The sequence below is a fragment of the Pseudomonas marginalis genome (genome assembly GCF_900105325.1).
Taxonomy (GTDB): domain Bacteria; phylum Pseudomonadota; class Gammaproteobacteria; order Pseudomonadales; family Pseudomonadaceae; genus Aquipseudomonas; species Aquipseudomonas marginalis.
On the sequence record NZ_FNSU01000003.1, the window covers coordinates 34,805 to 54,351 of the forward strand.

The window sequence follows — 19,547 nt, forward strand, 5'->3', positions numbered from 1 at the left end:
CCTGTCAGATATCGAGTACCAGCAGCGGGGTTTTCGAGCGCGAGCAGCAGGGGGTGAACTGGTCATTCAGGGCCTGTTCCTGTTCGGTGAGGAACAGGTCGCGGTGCTCCGGTATGCCCTCCAGCACACGGGTCAGGCAGGTGCCGCAAATCCCTTGTTCGCAGGACACGGCAATCTCGATGCCATGGCTTTCCAAGACCTGGACCACGGTCTTGTCGGCGGGGATTTCGAAGACCTGGCCGCTGCTGCCGAGCTTTACCGAAAAGCCGCCGTCGAGGCTGCTGTCCACCGGTGCCGCGCTGAAGTATTCGCGGTGCAGGCAGTCTTCCTGCCAGCCCTGTGCGCGTGCGCTGTCGAGTACATGCTGCATGAACCCGCCAGGACCGCAGACATACAGGTGCACGTCATCGGCAGGCGCCGCCAGCACTTCGGCGATGTTCAACGCGGTGTGCGGCTGCTCATCGAAATGCAGGAACACCCGCTCGGCAAACGGCGACGCCTTGAGCCGCTGCACAAATGCCGCGCGCTCACTGGCGCGGGCGCAGTAATGCAGTTCGAAGTCGGCTCCCGCATGGGCCAGGCGCTCAGCCATGCACAGGATCGGGGTGATGCCGATGCCACCGGCAAACAGCAGGCTGCGACGCGCGTCGTGGACCAGGGGAAACAGGTTGCGTGGCTCGCTGATGGTCAGGCGGGTGCCCTCGTGGACCTGCTCGTGCAGGCTGCGCGAGCCGCCCCGGGAGGCCGGGTCCTTGAGCACGCCGATCAGGTAGCGATGACGTTCCTCGGGGTGATTGCACAGGGAATATTGCCGGATCACCCCATCGGGCAGGTGCAGGTCAATATGCGCGCCGGCACTGAAGGCCGGCAGCGGCTGGCCATCGACACTGGCCAGTTCATAGCTGCAAATGTCCTGGGCTTCGTTGTTACGGGATACCACCACCACATCGATCATGTTCAGTCCTCGCAAAGTTGTCGCGCTGTTCAGGCGGTGGTGGTGGCGATCAGTTGCGGTTCGAGGGCGCGTTCCTTGGCAATCAGTCGCTCCAGGATCTTGCGCGATTGCACGCCACCCGCGTCGATATTCAACTTGAGCAGGTTGCGCTGCGGATGGGCCAGCAGGTTCTGTTGCTGGCGTTCGAGCATCTCCAGGTCCTCGCTGAAAATCTTGCCCTGGCCCTCGCGAATGCTTGCGGTCAGTGCCTCATCGTGGGGGTTGAAGTTGCGCGCCATGCCCCAGAAGTACCAGATCGAAGTGTCGGTTTGCGGGGTGATGAAGTCGACCACGATGCTCGCGGCCTTGTGTTCGGGGGCGGCGTTATAGCCACCTTTGCCGGCGTGGGCCACGCCGACTTCGATGAGCACATGGCTGGGCGGGGTGAAGCGGCAGATCTGCCAGCGGTCCACCGGCACGTCATCGGCAAGGTTATTGCCGCGCAGGGCCATGCGCCAGAACGGCGGGGCCATGATGTTTTCCATGTGCCGGGCGGTGACCACTTCATCGCCGTCCACCGTGGTCACGGGCGGGGCTTCGTCGATTTCCTTCTGGCCGATGCTGGAGGCATGCACATAGGTTTCGTGGGTCAGGTCCATCAGGTTGTCGATCATCAGGCGGTAGTCGCACTGGATATCGAACAGCCCGCCGCCATAGGCCCACTGGTCACTCACGGCCCATTCCAGATGATGGATCAGCGCCGGGTCGGCCTGGCTCTGATCGCCGGGCCATACCCAGATGAAGCCGTAGCGTTCAACGGCGGCAAAGGTCTTGTTGCAGGGAAAACCACGTACCCGCTGGCCGGGCATTTCCACGGTCTTGCCGTCGCCGCCCATGACCAGGCCGTGGTAGCCGCAGACCAGGTTGCCGTTCTCGACATACCCCAGTGAAAGCGGCGCGCCGCGATGGGGGCAGAAGTCCTCGACCGCCACCACGGCGCCTTCCTGGCCACGATAAAACACCATCTTTTCGCCACAGATCTGTCGACCGAGTGGCTTGTGCGCGATTTCATCGGGGGTGCAGGCGACATACCATGTGTTCTTCGGGTACATGATGACTCTCCAGGCGGCGGATTGTTTTTATTTAATGGATCCATTAAATGACCGGCATGATGGAGAGTCAATCTTGTATGGTTGTTTTATTGGGCGATTATCGGACTATTATATGTCAGTGGATCCACTGATTGGGTTCAGTAGCGAATCATCACCGACTTCAGCTCGGTGTAGTCATCGATGAACGCACTGCCGAACTCCCGGCCTATCCCCGAGGATTTGTTGCCGCCAAACGGCACCGCCGGGTCCAGCATCGTGTGCATGTTCACCCACACCGTGCCGGCCTCGATGGCGGGCACCATGCGCAAGGCTTTGCTGAGGTCGTTGGTCCACAGGCTGGCGCTCAAGCCGTAGGGTGTGTTGTTCATCAAGGCCAGCAGTTCTTCTTCGCTGTCGTACGGCAAGAACGTGGCAATGGGGCCGAAGGTCTCCTCGTTGAGCAGGGTGTCGTCGACGCTGTTGGCGAGGATTATCGTCGGTTCGACGTAACAGCCAGGACGGTCGATCAGGTTGCCACCGTGAATGATGCGGTTGTTTTCGGCGCGGGCCTTGGTGAAGAACTCGCCGAGTTTGAGCTGGTGCTGGCGGTTGGTGACCGGGCCGAATTCGGTGCGCTCGTCCAGAGGCGAGCCGATGTTCAGCGTGCTCAGGCGCTGGGCCAGTTTGCCCATCACCGTTTCGATCTGCGAACGATGCACAAAGAAGCGTTCGGCGGCGGCGCAGATTTGCCCGGAGTGCAAAAAGCCCGCTTCGATGATGCCGTTGACGGCCTTGTCCAGGTCCACATCGGGCAGGAACCCGGCCGAGTTCTTGCCGCCCAGCTCAAGGGTGGCCCGGGTCAGCCCGGCGCCCATGGCACTCTGGCCCACCGCAATTCCGGTCGGCACGGAGCCGGTGAACGACACTTTGTCGGTGCCGGGGTGTTCGATCAGGCCTTTGCCTACGCTGCCGCCGCCGGTCAAGACGTTCAGCGCACCGGCGGGAAGGCCGGCGGCAATCGCCAGTTCGGCGATGCGCAGGATGGTCAGCGGCGTGAACTCGCTGGGCTTGATGATGATGCTGCAACCGGTTACCAGCGCCGAGGCGAGTTTCCAGATGGCGATCATGGTCGAGAAATTCCACGGCACGATGCCGACCACCACTCCGACCGGCTCGCGCAGGGTGAACGCGGTGTAGCGCTCGCCGGCGAAGGAGGGCAGCGACGGAGTGATGGTCTGGCCGCTGATCTTGGTGGCCCAGCCGGCGTAGTAACGCAGGAAGTGCGCGGCCTGGTCGACTTCGAAGGCGCGGGAAATCTGGATGATCTTGCCCGACTGGCAGGTTTCGATCTGTGCCAGTTCTTCGCGGTGTTGCTCCAGCAGATCGGCCAGTTTGAACAGCACGTTGCCGCGCACTGCCGGTGCGACCTGCGACCACTGCTTGAAGCCTCGGCTCGCCGACGCCACGGCCGCGTCAATGTCGGCCGGGTCGGCGTCGGCGACATCGGCGATGACCTGGCCGGTGGCCGGGTTGATCACCTCCAACCGCTGGCTGGAATGGCTCTCGACGTAGCCACCGTCAATGAACAACCCATGGGTTCGACGGAGGAAGGCTTCAACCTGGGGCAGCAGTGGAATATCGCTCATGGGGTTTTTCCTGGTGGCAGAGATTGAAAAGCCCGAGGTTAATCCCCGTGGCCGGAACGGGCTTGACTGTGGCTGCCCAGTGGCATGTCTGTGGCTGCCAGCGCCTGTACGCGGCGGATCAGCCTGAGCCTTTGAAAAGTACAATCTTGACTCTGGAAGGTGCATGTCCTGCCAGGAAGGCACGCTCCATACTGGCCCTGCATCCGGCGCCACGCCTTGATTTCTGGCGCTGCCCGGACATCCAATAATAAGCAGGGCCATCCATGAAAAAGCCAAACCCGCTCCTTGAAGACCTCAAGTCCATCCTGCCGACCATCGCCGCCAATGCCTTCGTGGCCGAGCAGGACCGCCAAGTGCCCGCCGAGAATATTGCGCTGCTCAAGAGCATCGGCATGCACCGTGTGTTTCAGCCGAAAGTGTTCGGCGGCATGGAGTTGTCGCTGCCGCAGTTTGCCGACTGCATCGCCTTGCTCGCCGGGGCATGCGCCAGCACGGCCTGGGCCATGAGCCTGTTGTGTACCCACAGCCATCAATTGGCACTGTTCTCGGCCCAACTGCAGCAGGAGGTCTGGGGCGCTGACCCGGATGCCACTGCGAGCAGCAGCATCGCGCCGTTCGGGCGCACCGAGGAAGTCGAGGGCGGCGTGCTGTTCAGCGGAGAAATGGGCTGGAGCAGCGGCTGTGATCACGCCGATTGGGCGATCGTGGGTTTCCGCCGCAACAACGCCCAGGGCACCCAGGATTACTGCTTCGCGGTGCTGCCGCGCAGTGACTACCAGATCCGCGATGACTGGTTTGCCGCCGGCATGAAAGGTAGCGGCACCAAGACCTTGATCATCGACAAGGCCTGGGTGCCGGAACACCGCATCCAGAAAGCCAAGGACATGATGGAAGGCAAGTCCGCCGGCTTTGGGCTGTACCCCGACAGCAAGATTTTCTACTCACCGTACCGGCCTTATTTTGCCAGTGGCTTTTCCACCGTCAGCCTGGGCGTCGCCGAGCGAATGCTGGAGGTGTTCCGCGAAAAGACCAGGACCCGCGTGCGCGCCTACACCGGCGCGGCAGTCGGTGCCGCGACCCCGGCGTTGATGCGCCTGGCCGAGTCGACGCACCAGGTGGCCGCCGCGCGCGCCTTCCTCGAGAAAACCTGGGACGAACACGCCGAACACAGTGAGCAGCAGCGCTACCCCAGCCGCGAGACCCTGGCGTTCTGGCGCACCAACCAGGCCTACGCGACCAAGATGTGCATCCAGGCAGTGGACCGTCTGTTCGAAGCCGCCGGCGGCAACGCCTGGTTCGAGCACAACGAGATGCAGCGCCTGTTCCGCGACTCGCACATGACCGGCGCCCATGCCTACACCGACTACGACGTCTGTGCACAGATCCTCGGCCGCGAGTTGATGGGCCTGGAGCCCGATCCGAGCATGATCTGAAGCTGCTTTTGAAAACAACAATCAGGGCTGCGCCTGACGCAGCCCGGGAGTCTTGCATGTCTGAATCGACCTTCGACCCACGCGCTTTTCGCCGGGCCCTGGGCAACTTTGCCACGGGCGTGACCGTGGTCACCGCCGCCGACGCCTCCGGCCGCAAGGTGGGCGTTACCGCCAATAGCTTCAACTCGGTGTCCCTGGACCCACCACTGGTGCTGTGGAGCATCGACAAACGCTCCAGCAGCCACGGGGTATTCGAGGAGGCCAGCCACTTCGCGGTCAACGTGCTGGCGGCGGACCAGATCGACCTGTCGAACAATTTTGCCCGGCCCAAGGACGACCGCTTCGCCGAGATCGCCTATGAACCGGGGGAGGGCGGGGCGCCGGTGTTCGCCGATTGTGCGGCACGTTTTCACTGCGAGAAATACCAGCAGGTGGATGGCGGCGATCACTGGATCATGATCGGCAAGGTGGTGGCCTTCGACGATTTCGGGCGCTCGCCGCTGCTCTACCACCAGGGCGCCTACTCCATGGTCCTGCCCCATACGCGCATGACCAGGCGCGACGAAAGCCAACCGCCGAGCAGCCACTTCCAGGGGCGCCTGAACCATAACCTGTATTACCTGATGACCCAGGCGGTACGCGCCTACCAGTCCAGCTACCAGCCCCGGCAACTGTCCACCGGCCTGCGCACCAGCGAGGCGCGGATGCTGATGGTGCTGGAGAACGATGCCCGCCTGAGCGCTGGCGACCTGCTGCGGGAAGTGGCGATGCCGGTGCGGGAAATCGACGACGCCGTGGCCAACCTCAAGCGCAAGGGGCTGGTCGACGATGATGAACACGGCGTACGCCTGACCGCTGCGGGCATTGAACAGACCGAAGACCTCTGGGCCATCGCGCGGGAACAGCAGGACAAGGTGTTCGCCGAGTTCAGCCAGGACCAGATCGACACCTTCAAGACGGTGTTGAAGGGACTGATCAGCCACTGCTGATTGCTCAAAATCCGATGCCGGCAACGACATCGGATTTTTTTGCGTCACGCTCAGCGGGCTTCGGCCAACTCATCGATCAAGCGTAACTGAAACGCCGCCAGCGCCGCGTTCGGTTGCTGCAACTGCACAAACTCCAGCATCGGGTCACCGACCTGCGTCCTGACACCCACCAATTCCTCAATGGCCGCCAACCCGCAAAACGGTACATAGGCTTCGGAGTAGCCGCCTTCGTGCACCAGCACCAGGCGGCCCTGGCACAGGCGTTCGGCTGCTTGGCGTACAAGACGGGTCATGTGCCGGAACGAGTCACTGTGCAACAGCATTCGCGCCAGTGGGTCGACCGCGTTGGCGTCGTAGCCGCAGGCGACGATGATCAATTCCGGCTCGAAGCGCTCCAGCGCCGGAATCACGATACGCTCCATCGCGTGCAGATACGCCTCATGACCGCTGCCGGGAGGCAGCGGGATATTGATGTTCGCACCCAGCCCCGCGCCGCGCCCGCGATCGGCTTCACCGCTGTAACCTGCCGGGAAACAGCCGTCCTGATGCAGGGAAATCGTCAGCACGTCGCCGCGTTCTTCGAAGATCGATTGGGTGCCGTTGCCGTGGTGCACGTCCCAGTCGATCACCGCGACGTTGCCCAGGCCACGCCGGGCTTTTGCGGCTTCGATGGCGATGGCGATGTTGGCCAGGAAGCAGAAGCCCATGGCGTTGTCGGCGAGGCAGTGGTGACCGGGTGGGCGTGACAGAGAATAGGCATTGTCGACTTCGCCGGACAGCACCGCATCCACTGCTGCCATGGCCAGCCCGGCGGAGAGCCTGGCTATTTCATAACTGCCTGGCCCGATGGGCGCGTGGGGGCCCAATTCGCCGCCCCCGGCATCGCTCATCGCCTTGAAGCGTTGCAGGTAGTTGGGCGTGTGCACCCGCAGCAGGTCTTCATCGGTGGCCGCGTTGGCACTGCGCACCTGTAAGTGGCGGGTCAGACCGGAAACGTCCAGCAGGCTCTTCAAGCGACGCTTGGTTTCCGGTGACTCGGCGTGGCCGGCGGCGGCAGGCGGCTGCACCCACCCGCCCACCGGTAAGGTCAAGGCGTGCAACCCGGCGCTGTGCCAGAGGCTGAGTTCGTCGAAGAAAAATGCACTTTTTCGGCTCATCGTCTTTCCATTTTCGTTGGGGTAAAAGGGCCCGTCAGGCATTCGGGCGGCTGCTCAGCATCAACACCAGGGACAGCACGGTGATGCACGCCCCTGCGATCAGCAGTGATTGGAAGCCGCCGCTGGCTTCGATCATCCGGCCAGCCACGGTCGGGCCGATGGCCAGGCCGCCACCGATCACCAGGTTGGAGGTGTTCATCAATTTTCCGGAGCGGTCGAGGTCGGCCAGGCAGGCCAGGACCAGCGGCAGGATGAAGGTCCAGGTGAACTTGAAAAGCAGCGCCGCCAAGGCAAAACGCAGCATGTCGGGCTGGCCCAGCAGCAACAGCACGGCGCCTGCCATCAACGCGTACCCCAGCAGTAACAGCAACAGGCGTGGCAGACGGTCGCCGATCAGCGAGGTACAACCGGCCCCGACGATGCCCATCACCGTGGCGAGCGCCAGAATCTCGCCACTGGCCTCGGCAGAGAGGCCGGCATGGCTGCTGATGGAACCGATAAAGGTCCAGACACCGCTCAGGCTGACGTAGAAACTCAGCAGGCCCAGAATGCCCAGTGCGGCTTTCCACCGGGAGGCGAGGGCGATGCGCTCGGCGGCTTTTTCAGGCGCCGGGCTGCCCTGGGGAAAGTGCCGTGCCAGGGGCAGAAAGAGCGTCATCAAGGCGGCGAGGATCAGGTAGCAGGCTGACAGCCCGTAGTGCTCGAACAGCCGGGGCAGGATGCTCAGACCGATTGCCCCGACCACCAGTTGCCCCATCACCCATAACCCGTAGACACGCCCGGGATTGGCCGTGGAGGCCGCGCTGGACAGGCAGATGATCATCAACGAGCCACCGGCCAGGGCGCTGCAAAAGCGCAGTGCCAGGAGTATCGGGTAGTCGTGGGCCAGCATTGAAAGCAGGTTGGCGGCGATGAACAGCAACCCGGCCAGCAAGGCGGCGCGGCGCCAGTCGACACGCTTGAGCCACCACAGTGCGGGCAGGGTGGCCAGGCTCATGGCGCCGAGTTCGGTGGAGAACAGGTCCCCGATCTGTGACGGGCTCAATTGCCATTGCGTCGCCAGTTGCGCAGCCACGGCCGGTGCGGTCATCAGAATGGTCGGGGTGATGGCAGCGAACAGCACAATGGCGGCCAGCAATGCCAATGGGGATGAGGCGCGGGCGCGTTCATCGGTCAGCGGTTGGGTCTGGGTGTTCATGGGCAAGCTCCGATGAGGGGGTTCAGAACACATGGACCAGGCGCAGCAGCGCGTCGGTACCGTGATAGCCGTTGTCGGTGGCGACGTTCTGCGAGAGGCCGAACATCAACTGGTTCTGTTTATCCAGCCAGTGACCAACCTCGAAGCCCACCTGGGTGTAGCGCTTGTGGGTGTTGTCGATGCGCTGGTCATTGATCCGCAATTCGCCACCATCGGCGTGGATCAGTCGCAGTGCGCCGTAGGTGCTGGGTGTGAAGTCGTAGGAGGCGAAGGCTTGCAGGCGGTACAGCGGGTCCTGTTTCAGGTCGCTGCCGAAGTAGTCGTCGTTCTTGCCATAGAGTTGGGCTTCGAGGTTGGCTTCCAGCACCCATTTTTCACCGATGCCCTGGGTGTAGTTGTAAACGAAGGTGGTACCCCAGCGATTGGCACCGGGGGATACATCGGGATTGTTACCGTGGTATTCGCCCACAGGCAGGGTGATCAGGGTCAGTAGGCCGCTGTAGGTGCGCGAGGCCGGATCGTTGATGAAAAACACCGTGCCGCCGACCTGGGGATCACCGAAACCGCTTTCTGCGCTGCGTTGGCCGGCACCCGGCAGGCGGGCGTTGATGTCGGCGAAAGGCACGATGAACTGTGGGGTACAGAGGGTGCCGCAGAGGTCGGTGAAGAACACTTGGCGGTACGCCACGGCGTTAACCTTCAGGTCGGCCTTGCCGGTGCTGTCGGCCGGGCCGTGGAAGTCACTGGCGCGGCTTGCCGGCAGGTACAGCACGCCCAGGCTGGTACCCGAGGGGGCGCCGAAAAAGTCCCGGGCGTTGAGGTCGGCCGCACTGGCGTGCAGGCTCGACAGGCCGCCGAGCAGGGCCAGTGTGGTGGTGCGGGTGAAGGTGTGGATCATGGGCATGGCATCTCTTCTTTGAGGTGTTGTGTGGCGAACGGCTCGCCCGTGGGTGGCAGAGGGGACAAAAAAAGCGCAAAGGTGTCCCGTGGCCGTCAAAACGACAGCGAAAAAGTCAGCGCGGGTCAGTGGTGCAGATCAATCAGGCGGGGCGTGCAGCAAATGGGCGATTCGGGCTTTGTCCTTGACCCCGAGTTTGCTGTAGATGGCGCGGATGTGATGGCGCACGGTATTGGGCGACATGCCCAGGTCGCGGGCGACTTCCTTGTAGGTCTTGCCTTCGCCGAAACCCTGGGCCACCGCATTCTCCCGAGGGCTCAGTTGCATCAGCACCGTACGGCTGCGGGCGGCCAGCAGGAGCAGGTCGCCGACCGTCGAGGCCTCGACCTGCAGGTGCTTGCCGTCATAGCCCCCGGCGTCCATCGCGACCGGCAGGCAAGGGCCGGTCCAGTCCGGCCATTCGCTCAGCAGCAAGTCGACGAAGCCACGTTCCGTACAGTGCAGGGTGCCGCGCTGGTCGCACACGGCAAGTGCGAGATTGCGCGGGTGGGTGAGGGCTTCGCGCATGGCGACCAGGGTACGAATCTGATTGGCCGAGACCGCCGCCACCAGGTGCCGCATGAGGTTGTTCAGCAGCAGGCAGTCCTGCTCGGTAAAGCGTGGGGCGTCGGGCGCCCGGTAGAGCGTGAGGTGATCGCTGAGGTGGGTTTGCGGGTCGATGTACACGACGCACAGCAATTCACCGATCGCGTAGCACGAGCCGAGCCAGTTGAGCCCCGGGCCGTTGGCGGGGTTGCGCATGTCGACGATGACCGCCTGCCCCGGCACGTCGTTGACCCTGGCGATGGTCACATCGATATGACGAATCGATTGCCAATCGGCCAGGTAGCTGCGGGGCAGGTTGTAGAGGTAGGAGCTGTGTTCTTCCGGCAGGCCGTCAATCAGCGCAGCCCGGCCCCACCAGGCGCTGTCGAAGGGCAGTAGTTGGCGGATGCAGCTCAGCGCCGCTTCGTGGAAGTGTTCTATGTCTTTGTCCTGCGCCAGGCGTTGGAGCTCCAGTGTCATCGCGCTGAATGCCTCCAGCAGGCTGGCGTGACCATGATCATGACGGCTCATTCGTATGTACCTCTGTGCGACATTTTTATTGTTTTCGTCACGAAGTCATTAAGGGCCGGAACGTCGTTTTGACGTGGGCAGGGCCTGGAGACAAGTATCGACGGGTTGAAAGCCGATCACCATCCTACAGATGCACGATAGCGCCCGACGCAGGGTTTTTTTGGATGGCAGCCACGCGCAAAGGCCTTGCAGGCTCGTACAAGCAATCACGCTCGGTTTGCGATCAGATCCGGGGTTTCGACTCGATCAGAAAGGGCCAGGCCGATGTTCTTCAAGAAAAAACAGCCGATGCAGGACCTTGCCGCCGTCCTCAAGCAACTGCTGGCGGGAGAGGTGTTGGGAACCCAGGCACTGCACGCTTATCCGTCGGTGCAGGCCGACCTGGAGCAACTCGCCACACAACGTGCGCGGGCTGCGCGGCAGTTGCTGTTGCTCGAGGAATCAGCCCGCGATCAGGCTGCCGAAGGGGCGCGCAGCGAACAGGCACTTGCCGTGCTTCGCCGGCAACTGGAGCAGGCCGGGCAGCGTGAACAGGCGCTGGAAGCCGAGTTGCGTGAGCATGCGCAGCGCGCCCTTGCGCATCAACACGAGACGCAGATCTGGGAGCTGCTGCTCTGCACCATGACCGAAGGCTGCTGGGACATCACCGTGGTCAACGGTGACGTGCAGGATCCCGCCAGTCGCATGCGGATTTTCAATCAGTTCCGTCTGCTCCTGGGCTACGCGCCCCATGAGCTGCCCGATGGCTGGGACGCGCAGGTCAGCATCACCCACCCCGATGACCTGCCGAAGATCATGGCGATCTTCGATCGGGAAATCCTTGCGCCCCAGGGCAGCGGTGAGTACGTGTTTGAATACCGGATGCGCCACAAGACCCGTGACTACATCTGGTGCCGCGAGCGTGGGCGAGCGGTGCGCGATGCCCAGGGGCGTTTGACGCGGGTGATCGGCGCGGTACGCGATATCAGCGACGAGCAGTCGGCGAAGACCACCCATCAACAGCTGCTCGCACACAATCAGGCCACCTACGGCCAGATCGCCACGGTGGTGAGTGTGATCAAGGGCATTGCCGACCAGACCAACCTGCTGGCCTTGAACGCCGCCATTGAAGCGGCCAGGGCCGGCGAGGTCGGGCGCGGGTTCTCGGTGGTGGCCGATGAGGTGCGCAAGCTGGCGGAAAACACCCGTCAGGCGACCCATCAGATCCAGACGATGCTGCATCAGCACGAACGCTAGGAGGGAGCTGCGTTGCGCAGCTCCTGAGGCCGGTCAGAAGGGCACGGCCACCGTCAACTGGCTGTAGAGGTTGGTGCCGTTGCCACCCACTTGGTTACCGCCGGAGTCGGCATCCTTTTTGGGTTGGTAGATGCCCACCAGCGGGCTGATGATCAGGTGGCTGTTGACCGCCCATTCGGCGTACAGGTCCAGCTCCCGGGCGTCGAGGTTCAGCGCGTCGTGTTTGCGCAGGGTATTGAAGTCGAAGTACAGCGCGCCGACCGTCAGGTTCTCCAGGGGCGTCGCCTTGAGGCCGACGTGATGGATGCCGGTATTGCTGTTGAACGGGCCGGCATAGTTGGAGGCGACTTCACCCTGGAACCAGGTGCCATAGCCGGTGCTGAGCCCGGTGAACAGCGGGTCCCATTTTTGCGAGTAGCGCGTGTAGCGGTAGGTCACTTTTGGCGACCAACCGACATCGGCGAAGGTGTAGCCGGCCTCGGCGTACCAGGCTTTTTCCGGCCCCGCGTCCTTGTCTTGCCAGGCGTATTCGAAGGCGAAGCTGGCGTTGTCGATACCGGCGCTGCCTTCGCCGCGCACGCTGTAAGTGTCCAGGCCCTCGCGCTGTTTCTGGAAGTCGCTGGCCCACTGGTCGGTGACGTTCATGCCGTGGACCCAGGTCAGCCCCAGCGTGCCGGCGGCGGCCGTGTAGTCGAGGGTGCCCGCCGCCAGTTCGGTTTCGGCCTGGGCGCGGTTGTCCGACTTGAGCCACAGCACCGAGCCGTGCAGGCCCTCTTGCCCGCCCAGGCGCAGCACCGCCGTGCGGTCGAAGGCGTGGCGTGCCGCGAGGTAATAGGCGCCGCCACGGTTCAGCGCACCGTCAGCCGGGCCTTTGCCGAGGTTGGGGCCGTCGTCGTTGATCAGGAACCCCCGGCCGATCTTGACCACCTGGCGCCCGAGGGAAAAATCCACACCGTCCTTGCCCAGCGCCGGAAACAGGTCGGCCGAGCGCCATCCCAGGTAGGCGTCTTCGATTTTGGTGGTGCGTTCGCTGCCATCGGTGTTGCCCGCCGCATCGCCGTCGCCCCAGGTGCCGGAACTGACCCAATTGAGCGCGCCATACGCGGTGCCGTGCCCGGCCAGGCCCTGGTCGCCGCTCACCCCGTACTTGATGAAACCCTCGCGCCAGGTCGAGCCGCCCGCTGTGCCGTCGTAGTTGTGACGGCTGTTGAACAGGCCGTAGACCGCCAGGAAGTCCGCATTCAGGTGGGTGTCCTCGTCGGCGTATAGCTCATAGGCCTGGGCCGGTGAATGGCCGATCAACAGCGCGATACCCAGGCCGACGGCCAAGGATTGCGTGCGTATTTTCAAGGTGTGCTCCATTGTTATAGTCCCCAGCATGGTTAGGTCGAGGGCGCATTAAGATGACCCCAGGCGGAGGAAGTCTTTCACCTGCGTGCCACGCAATTGATCCTGCCCGCCAAGCCGTATGCCTTGGCAGGCAGCAACAAAAGCCACGGCAGACATGGGCAAGACGCTCGGTGCTCGGGAAGTGCACAGTGATTTTGCGCACGATGCCGTTTCGATCAGGGACTGGCTGGGGAGGGCTTTATCGCCGGCTCCTTGAACGGCTCGATGCATCCACTCAGAAATCCGCTTTCGAGGATCCGCACCATGTCGATCAATGACCGACTTACACAGCATTTGAAACGCGGCAGCGTCGGGTTTCCGACCGCGCTGGCCAGCACCATTGGCCTGATCATGGCCAGCCCGGTGATTCTCACCGCGACCATGGGCTTCGGTATCGGCGGCAGCGCCTTCGCGGTGGCCATGCTGATTGCGGTGGTGATGATGCTGGCCCAGGCAACCACCTTTGCCGAGGCCGCGTCGATCCTGCCGACCACCGGCTCGGTCTACGACTACATCAATTGCGGCATGGGCCGTTTCTTTGCGATCACCGGCACCCTGTCGGCGTACCTGATCGTGCACGTGTTCGCCGGCACCGCCGAGACGATTCTGTCCGGGGTCATGGCCCTGGTGAACTTCGAACACCTCAACACCCTGGCGGAGTCCGCCGGCGGCTCCTGGTTGCTGGGAGTGGGGTTTGTCGTGGTGTTCGGTGTTCTCAATGCCTTTGGCGTCAGCGCCTTCGGCAGGGCCGAGATCATCCTGACTTTCGGCATGTGGACCACCCTGATGGTGTTCGGCGTGCTCGGCCTGATCGCGGCCCCGGCGGTGCAGCTGGAGGGCTGGTTCGGCGTATCGCTGGTGGGTACCGACCTGGTCACCATTCTGTCGCTGGTGGGCATGGCCATGTTCATGTTCGTCGGTTGCGAGTTCGTCACGCCGTTGGCCCCTGACCTGCGCAACTCGGCCAAGGTCATGCCCAAGGCCATGATTTTCGGCTTGTTGAGCGTGGCGATCTGCATGTTCATCTATGGCGCGGCGATGAAGCGCCAGGTGGAAAACGTGGTGCTGGATGCCGCCACCGGCGTGCACCTGCTCGACACGCCCATGGCGATCCCACGCTTTGCCCAGCAGGTCATGGGCGATATTGGCCCGTTGTGGCTGGGGATCGGTTTCCTGTTCGCCGGTGCCGCCACCATCAATACGCTGATGGCGGGTGTGCCGAGGATTCTCTACGGCATGGCGGTGGACGGCGCGTTGCCCAAGGTCTTCACTTATTTGCACCCGCGCTTCAAGACGCCGCTGCTGTGCATCCTGGCGGCGATGCTGATTCCGTGCCTGTATGCCCTGTGGTTGGGCGGCAACACCGACAACATCATGCACCTGGTGCTGGCGGCGGTGTGTGCGTGGAGTTTCTCTTATCTGCTGGTGACGCTGTCGGTGGTGATCCTGCGCATTCGTCGTCCGGACCTGCCACGGGCCTATCGCTCGCCATTCTTCCCGTTGCCACAGATCCTTTCCAGCGTCGGCATCTTGCTGGGCATGTGGTTCATTACCCCGCCGGGCATGAACCCTGCGGACATTTATGTGCCGTTCGGGGTGATGCTCGGGATCACGGCTTCATATGCGCTGTTCTGGACACTGGTGGTACAGAAGGTCAATCCATTCAAGCCGGCTTCGGTAGAAGAAGTGCTGGCCAAGGAGTTTTCCCATGAGCCTGGCAACCCTCACAACCCTTATCTCGAGCAGGCTGCAAAAGCTGTCTGAGCTGTTCAGCGCCCAACGGGCCCCGTCCGGTTACCGGCCTGGGGTCACGCTTGAGTACGTGCGGCGCAACCTCGGGCTGGCGAGTTTCACCTCGACGGGGCCTGCCCAGGCAAGGTTTTGCCTGGACGACATCGGCCTTCAGGTCGACGTGGCCGAGCGCACCGAAGCGCAATTGCTGATGCACCTGGTGATGACCGAATTCAGGTTCACGGTGCCCGCCTCAGAGCAGGGCAGTGCGCGCTTTGAACTGCACCACAGCGGGTCGATCCGGCGCACGGGGCTGGCCTGCCGGCAACGGGCGGGAGCGCCGGATTTGCTGGCCAGGCTCCAGGCGGCCTTGAACGATGACCCCGACCTGCATCAAGCGTTGATGGGGCTGGACTTCAAGCGCCTGCACCTCGATTTGAGCGGGCAGCAATGGCACGTACGGCTTGAACACATGGGCGGCAGCGAGGTGGTCAACCGCATGCCGGCGTTCCGGCGCTACATCCCCTTGAGCGGCGCGCAGCGGGCCGGGCTGCTCACGGTACTGGCGGGTTTGCAGCGGGTATTGGGCGCGCTCTGAGTCGAGCAATTGGCATCATTAGTGCTTCTACAGTCGGTATCACGTACTTGTTGCGCCTATATAGATAACATGTTAACTATTGGCCGACAAAAACAAGAAACCATTGTGGAGATGCCATGAGCACCTATCAGTCTGCGCACTATGGGTTGGAAACCTGGACTCGGGATCTGCGAGCGGCCTGCGGCCATTTCGACACGGAACTGGCCTTCAACCGCTCACTGTTCATCGGTGAGGTGTCCAAGCACTCCCGGGGCGGCCTGTCACTGGCCAACCTGCGCACCAACGCCGGCCTGATCAAACGCGAGCGGCCCAATGCCGATCACGATATGGACCAGCATTGCTTCCTGGTCAGCCAGCGCAGTGGCTATTGCCAGATCACCCAGAACGGCCAGGTCATTCAATTGGCCCCCGGCGATATGCTGCTGATGGACTCCACGGGTTCGATCGAGATCAGCCCGTTTGGCCTTATCGAACATGCCTCGCTGTCACTCTCGCGCAATGAAGTGTGCAAGCAGCTGGGCAGCGCCTCGAAAACCTTCGGCAAGATCTCTTCGAGCAAGGCCTGCGGGCGCATGCTCCACGTGTTGATGGACCAGCTGTGCCGCGAGGGCCTGGAGGGTCAGGATTCGATTGAAGAGGCCGAGGCGCTGCAAGCGGCGTTTGTCTCCCTGCTCGGGTCAGCCTTTGAACTGCATGACGCCCCAGGCGACAGCGGCGTGTCCTTGCAGGGCAGCAACCTGCGCAGTTATGTGCAGAAAGTCATCGACGAGTCCCTGACCCAACCCGGCCTGAGCCCGGTAGGCCTGGCCAGCCGTCTGAACATCTCGGTGCGGCATTTGTACCGCTTGTTTGAAGAACAGGACGACAGCGTCTGCCGCTACATCCAGCGTGCGCGGCTCAAGCGCAGCGCGGACGACTTGACCAACCCGTTCCTCAAGAGCGAGTCGATCACCTCGATTGCCTACAAGTGGGGCTTCACCGATTCTGCGCACTTCAGCCGCTCGTTCAAGAAGCAATTCGAGCTGTCGCCCAAGGATTTTCGTTCCACTCATCTGCAGCAAGCGGTCGGTGCGGCATAGGGTATCGATGGATCAATGAAACCGCTCACCCTGTCGGCCCATAACATTTGCGCAGTCGCGGTCGAACACTTTGCCGCTTACGGCTACGACGCTTCATCGCTGAACGAAATCGCGGTCGGGGCGGGCATGCGCAAGGCCTCGCTGTACGCGCACTTTGTCAGCAAGGACGCGCTGTTTCAGACGGTCTTCGAGATTGCCCTGGCCCATGAACATCAGTACATCGCGCAGTGCTTCAAGGAAGAGGCCGGGCACCCTGGCGTGCCTGGGCAATTGCACCTTGAGCGGTTGCGCGGGCGCTATGCGGGGTCGGCGCACCTGCGCTTCCTGTTGCGCACGGCCTACTTTCCGCCGGCGGATATTCGCAGCGTGATTACGGCAGGATTTGAGGGGTACCTGGCGAGCATTCGCGAGGATTTCCAGCGTGCCGCGCAAGGACGATACAGGATGGTACGGCCCGAGGCGCTCGAGGTGTTTTGTGACGCTTACCTGGGTATCGTCGACAGCCTGCATGTGGAGCTGATCTATTCGACGCCCCAGGGTTACGTCAAGCGGCTTGCGGCGTTGTCGCGGGTGTTCAGTGATTCACTGTCGCTGCTTGAAGGGGCGAGCGCTATTCAACGGATACACCGCCCCTCCCAGATTTGATCCGGTTTACATCCCGATAGAGGTCACTTCACCTCTGGCAACGTCGAGCCGCCGTCCACCACGATGGTCTGCCCGGTGATGTAGGTCGCCAGGTCGGAGGCCAGGAACAGCATGGCCCCGGCAATATCCTGAGCGGCACCGAGGCGTCCCAGGGGCACGCGGCTGGCGATGTCGGCATTGACCTGGCTGTCGCCCAGGTTATCCATGGCCGGCGTGGCAATCATCCCTGGCTCGACGCCGTTGACGCGCACCTGGTAAGTCGCCAGCTCCAGCGCGGCATTGCGGATAAAACCGTTGACCCCGGCCTTGGACGCCGCGTAGTGGCTGAGCCCCGCATAGGCAACCCGTGGCCCGGTGACCGATGAGGTGACCAGTACGCAGCCACCGCCCTGGCGTTGAAACATCGGTAAGGCGGCCTGGGTCAGCCAGAACAGCGCCGAGAGGTTGACCGCCAGCGTGCGTTCAAGCATGGCCGGGGTGATCTGCGCGAACGCTGTCAACGGAAAGTAGCCGGCGTTGTGCACGAGGATATCCAGGCGACCCCAGTCCTGTTCTATAGCCTTGATGCCTTCGAACACCGCCGTCGCCTCGGCCAGGTCCAGCGCGATGGCCTCGACCCGGCAGCCGCGCGCACGCAAGCCCTCGGCCAATGCCTGGGCTTGTGCCAGGCGCAGGTCGGCGATCATGACGCGGGCGCCACGCCAGGCGAACGCCTCGACGATGGCCTGGCCGATACCCTGGGCGCCGCCGGTGACCAGCACGGTCTTGCCGCTGAAATCCAAGTCTTCAGGCATGTGCACGCTCCATATGGACGTAAGCCAGTGTGGGTACATCGACGATGCTCGAACCGCCATCGGCGACCACGCTGGCCCCGGTGATGATCGCGGCATCCGGGCTGGCCAGGAAGCGGCACACCTTGGCGATTTCCTCGGCGCTGGCGGGGCGCCGCAACGGCACGTCGGCGCATACGCGGGCATAGGCTTGCGGCAGGGTGTCGCCGTGGAAGCTCATCAACGGCTGCATTTCCTCGTCGGCCATGGGCGTGGTAACCCAGCCGGGACACACCGCGTTCACCCGCACACCGCGTGGGCCGTAATCCCGCGCCAGGGAGCGATTGAGCCCGAGCAGCGCATGCTTGGCGGCGGTGTAGCCGCATACTTCGGGTCCGGCGGCCAGGGAGGCGATGGAGCCGAGCAGCACGATATTGCCGGCGCTTTCGATCAGCAGCGGCAGACAGGCGCGGGCGCTGTAGAACGCGCTGTCCAGATTGCTGCGCAAGGCCGCCTCCCAGGTGTGTGGGCTGGTCTGGGTGGCGCTGCCCACGCCATGCCCGCCGGCGCAGGCCAGCAGCACATCGAGGCGGCCGTAGCGCTGACCAATCTGCGCAACGAAACCCTCCCAGGTGGCCGGGCAGGCCGCATCGCCGACCAACACCAGGCCGCCGGTGTCCTGCGCAACCTGCTCCAGGGGCTCGCGGCGACGGCCGATGAGCACCAGGTTGGCCCCTTCGGCGGCGTACAAGCGCGCGCAGGCGGCACCGATGCCCGTGCCGGCACCGGTGATGACAACGGTGCGTGGATCAGGCATCGGGATACTCCGTGCGGTTGAGCACTTGGCAGTAGGAGCTGACTGGAAAGTTCGACAGCTCATCGAACGACGCACCGGCATAGCCGAAGATCTTGCCGTCGCTGCGGTGTTGTTGCAGGTCGATCAGCACCAGGCCGAGGGTCGGGATGATCTTTTCGCGCCAGACGAACAGGTACAGCTGATCGGCGATCTTGTAGTAGTGGCAGCGATCGGTATCGCACAGGCCTTGCTCCACGCCCTTGAGGCATTGCCAGGCATAGAACTGATCGTTCAGGTAGATGTGCTCGTAGACTTCGCTGGGGCTGTAGCGATACAGATTGCGCAGGCCGGTCAGTTCCTGGGTGGGCGCGTGGGGGCATTGGCCCGGCTGCCAGGGTTGATCCAGGCTGCCGTGCAGGAAGTCCACGTCCACCGAGGTCAGGGCCTTGCCGGCCAGGGCGCGGCTGTAGAGGCCTTGCTCGGTTTGTTCGCGGTCCGGCATGCGCCCGATCACGGCGGTGAACGACGACGTGGTGGTGTCCAGCACCAGGCTGATGGACCAGGCCTGGCCGGCTTCATGCTTGATGAAGTCGACCAGGTACAGGCCCGGGCGGACCGAGGTGGCGCGGTAGGCGGCCGAACCGCTGGAGTGACCGTCGGCGGCGTGCCAGTGCAACTGCTCGGTGTCGAAGCGATGCTCGATCTGCCAGCCGTTGGCGAAGTGCAGGGTGAAGGCCTTGCCGTTGAGGTCGGCCAGGTTGGGCAGGATAAACGCGTCGGGGGCAAAACCATCGGCGAGGGCGCCTACGGTGATCCAGTCGGATGAAGTGGTCATTGCATG

General features: G+C 63.1%; 17 protein-coding genes and 2 pseudogenes. 8 read left to right on the top strand and 11 right to left on the bottom strand.

The window, feature by feature from the left end; all coding sequences use genetic code 11:
* Positions 1–4: 4 nt before the first annotated feature.
* The 3 genes from BLW22_RS09635 to BLW22_RS09645 form a co-directional block, all read right to left on the bottom strand.
* The gene (locus BLW22_RS09635) at positions 5–955 is read right to left on the bottom strand and encodes a PDR/VanB family oxidoreductase (RefSeq protein WP_065923937.1); all 951 of its coding nucleotides are present in this window, start codon (positions 953–955) and stop codon (positions 5–7) included.
* 29 nt (positions 956–984) lie between these two features.
* Positions 985–2,046: an aromatic ring-hydroxylating oxygenase subunit alpha gene (locus BLW22_RS09640; protein ID WP_065948005.1), complete on the bottom strand. Its 1,062-nt coding sequence runs from the start codon at positions 2,044–2,046 to the stop codon at positions 985–987.
* Between the two features lie 137 nt (positions 2,047–2,183).
* Positions 2,184–3,671, bottom strand: coding sequence for an aldehyde dehydrogenase family protein (locus BLW22_RS09645; protein ID WP_074845877.1), 1,488 nt, complete (start codon positions 3,669–3,671; stop codon positions 2,184–2,186).
* A 263-nt stretch (positions 3,672–3,934) separates the two neighbouring features.
* Here BLW22_RS09645 and BLW22_RS09650 point away from each other — a divergent pair, with 263 nt between their 5' ends.
* Entirely contained in the window at positions 3,935–5,104 is a 1,170-nt protein-coding gene (locus tag BLW22_RS09650) for a p-hydroxyphenylacetate 3-hydroxylase oxygenase component (protein WP_074845880.1), read from the top strand.
* Between the two features lie 56 nt (positions 5,105–5,160).
* On the top strand, positions 5,161–6,093 hold the full coding sequence (locus BLW22_RS09655) for a p-hydroxyphenylacetate 3-hydroxylase reductase component (RefSeq protein ID WP_065923940.1): 933 nt from the start codon (positions 5,161–5,163) through the stop codon (positions 6,091–6,093).
* Positions 6,094–6,143: 50 nt separating this feature from the next.
* Here the strand turns inward: BLW22_RS09655 and BLW22_RS09660 are convergent, their stop codons facing one another.
* The 4 genes from BLW22_RS09660 to BLW22_RS09675 form a co-directional block, all read right to left on the bottom strand.
* Positions 6,144–7,250, bottom strand: a complete 1,107-nt coding sequence (locus BLW22_RS09660) for a class II histone deacetylase (protein ID WP_074845884.1) — start codon at positions 7,248–7,250, stop codon at positions 6,144–6,146.
* A 34-nt stretch (positions 7,251–7,284) separates the two neighbouring features.
* Positions 7,285–8,448, bottom strand: a complete 1,164-nt coding sequence (locus BLW22_RS09665; protein WP_074845887.1) for an MFS transporter — start codon at positions 8,446–8,448, stop codon at positions 7,285–7,287.
* Between the two features lie 22 nt (positions 8,449–8,470).
* Positions 8,471–9,352: a transporter gene (locus BLW22_RS09670; RefSeq protein ID WP_141691232.1), complete on the bottom strand. Its 882-nt coding sequence runs from the start codon at positions 9,350–9,352 to the stop codon at positions 8,471–8,473.
* Between the two features lie 132 nt (positions 9,353–9,484).
* On the bottom strand, positions 9,485–10,462 hold the full coding sequence (locus BLW22_RS09675) for a helix-turn-helix transcriptional regulator (protein WP_065923943.1): 978 nt from the start codon (positions 10,460–10,462) through the stop codon (positions 9,485–9,487).
* A 684-nt stretch (positions 10,463–11,146) separates the two neighbouring features.
* Between BLW22_RS09675 and BLW22_RS35925 the strand changes: the two are divergent.
* Both BLW22_RS35925 and BLW22_RS35930 read left to right on the top strand, forming a co-directional pair.
* A pseudogene (locus BLW22_RS35925) lies at positions 11,147–11,389 on the top strand (PAS domain-containing protein); the annotation flags it as partial.
* Between the two features lie 15 nt (positions 11,390–11,404).
* Positions 11,405–11,686 (top strand): annotated as a pseudogene (locus BLW22_RS35930) (methyl-accepting chemotaxis protein); the annotation flags it as partial.
* A 45-nt stretch (positions 11,687–11,731) separates the two neighbouring features.
* Here BLW22_RS35930 and BLW22_RS09685 read toward each other — a convergent pair.
* Positions 11,732–13,060, bottom strand: coding sequence for an alginate export family protein (locus BLW22_RS09685; RefSeq protein ID WP_065923945.1), 1,329 nt, complete (start codon positions 13,058–13,060; stop codon positions 11,732–11,734).
* A 291-nt stretch (positions 13,061–13,351) separates the two neighbouring features.
* Between BLW22_RS09685 and BLW22_RS09690 the strand changes: the two genes are divergently transcribed.
* The 4 genes from BLW22_RS09690 to BLW22_RS09705 all read left to right on the top strand — a co-directional run bounded on the left by BLW22_RS09690 (position 13,352) and on the right by BLW22_RS09705 (position 17,140).
* A complete protein-coding gene (locus BLW22_RS09690; RefSeq protein WP_074845891.1) occupies positions 13,352–14,851 on the top strand; it encodes an APC family permease in 1,500 nt (499 codons plus the stop codon).
* The gene (locus BLW22_RS09695) at positions 14,796–15,416 is read left to right on the top strand and encodes a DUF3156 family protein (protein WP_065923947.1); all 621 of its coding nucleotides are present in this window, start codon (positions 14,796–14,798) and stop codon (positions 15,414–15,416) included. The genes BLW22_RS09690 and BLW22_RS09695 overlap by 56 nt, the downstream gene beginning before the upstream one ends.
* Positions 15,417–15,532: 116 nt before the next feature.
* Positions 15,533–16,495, top strand: coding sequence for a transcriptional regulator FeaR (feaR, locus tag BLW22_RS09700; protein WP_027603480.1), 963 nt, complete (start codon positions 15,533–15,535; stop codon positions 16,493–16,495).
* A gap of 15 nt (positions 16,496–16,510) precedes the next feature.
* Positions 16,511–17,140: a TetR/AcrR family transcriptional regulator gene (locus BLW22_RS09705; RefSeq protein WP_065923948.1), complete on the top strand. Its 630-nt coding sequence runs from the start codon at positions 16,511–16,513 to the stop codon at positions 17,138–17,140.
* 23 nt (positions 17,141–17,163) lie between these two features.
* On the opposite strand, the gene BLW22_RS09710 is transcribed toward BLW22_RS09705, so the two are convergent.
* The 3 genes from BLW22_RS09710 to BLW22_RS09720 are packed head-to-tail and all read right to left on the bottom strand — an operon-like array spanning position 17,164 to position 19,541.
* Complete coding sequence (locus BLW22_RS09710) at positions 17,164–17,934, bottom strand: SDR family oxidoreductase (RefSeq protein ID WP_065923949.1); 771 nt, start codon at positions 17,932–17,934, stop codon at positions 17,164–17,166.
* Positions 17,927–18,727 (bottom strand): SDR family NAD(P)-dependent oxidoreductase, encoded by an 801-nt coding sequence (locus tag BLW22_RS09715; protein WP_074845894.1) that lies wholly within the window; start codon positions 18,725–18,727, stop codon positions 17,927–17,929. The genes BLW22_RS09710 and BLW22_RS09715 overlap by 8 nt, the downstream gene beginning before the upstream one ends.
* Positions 18,720–19,541, bottom strand: a complete 822-nt coding sequence (locus BLW22_RS09720; RefSeq protein ID WP_065923951.1) for a molybdenum cofactor biosynthesis F family protein — start codon at positions 19,539–19,541, stop codon at positions 18,720–18,722. Before BLW22_RS09720 ends, BLW22_RS09715 begins: the two co-directional genes overlap by 8 nt.
* Between the last annotated feature and the right edge of the window lie 6 nt (positions 19,542–19,547).

What these genes read in the sequence shown, in the direction of transcription:
- BLW22_RS09715 (WP_074845894.1), bottom strand. Translation starts at nt 18,727, where the DNA reads ATGCCTGATCCACGCACCGTTGTCATCACCGGTGCCGGCACGGGCATC.
- BLW22_RS09675 (WP_065923943.1), bottom strand. Translation starts at nt 10,462, where the DNA reads ATGAGCCGTCATGATCATGGTCACGCCAGCCTGCTGGAGGCATTCAGC.
- BLW22_RS09705 (WP_065923948.1), top strand. Translation starts at nt 16,511, where the DNA reads ATGAAACCGCTCACCCTGTCGGCCCATAACATTTGCGCAGTCGCGGTC.
- BLW22_RS09655 (WP_065923940.1), top strand. Translation starts at nt 5,161, where the DNA reads ATGTCTGAATCGACCTTCGACCCACGCGCTTTTCGCCGGGCCCTGGGC.
- BLW22_RS09690 (WP_074845891.1), top strand. Translation starts at nt 13,352, where the DNA reads ATGTCGATCAATGACCGACTTACACAGCATTTGAAACGCGGCAGCGTC.
- BLW22_RS09640 (WP_065948005.1), bottom strand. Translation starts at nt 2,046, where the DNA reads ATGTACCCGAAGAACACATGGTATGTCGCCTGCACCCCCGATGAAATC.
- BLW22_RS09665 (WP_074845887.1), bottom strand. Translation starts at nt 8,448, where the DNA reads ATGAACACCCAGACCCAACCGCTGACCGATGAACGCGCCCGCGCCTCA.
- BLW22_RS09650 (WP_074845880.1), top strand. Translation starts at nt 3,935, where the DNA reads ATGAAAAAGCCAAACCCGCTCCTTGAAGACCTCAAGTCCATCCTGCCG.
- BLW22_RS09695 (WP_065923947.1), top strand. Translation starts at nt 14,796, where the DNA reads ATGAGCCTGGCAACCCTCACAACCCTTATCTCGAGCAGGCTGCAAAAG.
- BLW22_RS09645 (WP_074845877.1), bottom strand. Translation starts at nt 3,671, where the DNA reads ATGAGCGATATTCCACTGCTGCCCCAGGTTGAAGCCTTCCTCCGTCGA.
- BLW22_RS09720 (WP_065923951.1), bottom strand. Translation starts at nt 19,541, where the DNA reads ATGACCACTTCATCCGACTGGATCACCGTAGGCGCCCTCGCCGATGGT.
- feaR (WP_027603480.1), top strand. Translation starts at nt 15,533, where the DNA reads ATGAGCACCTATCAGTCTGCGCACTATGGGTTGGAAACCTGGACTCGG.
- BLW22_RS09635 (WP_065923937.1), bottom strand. Translation starts at nt 955, where the DNA reads ATGATCGATGTGGTGGTGGTATCCCGTAACAACGAAGCCCAGGACATT.
- BLW22_RS09710 (WP_065923949.1), bottom strand. Translation starts at nt 17,934, where the DNA reads ATGCCTGAAGACTTGGATTTCAGCGGCAAGACCGTGCTGGTCACCGGC.
- BLW22_RS09685 (WP_065923945.1), bottom strand. Translation starts at nt 13,060, where the DNA reads ATGGAGCACACCTTGAAAATACGCACGCAATCCTTGGCCGTCGGCCTG.
- BLW22_RS09670 (WP_141691232.1), bottom strand. Translation starts at nt 9,352, where the DNA reads ATGCCCATGATCCACACCTTCACCCGCACCACCACACTGGCCCTGCTC.
- BLW22_RS09660 (WP_074845884.1), bottom strand. Translation starts at nt 7,250, where the DNA reads ATGAGCCGAAAAAGTGCATTTTTCTTCGACGAACTCAGCCTCTGGCAC.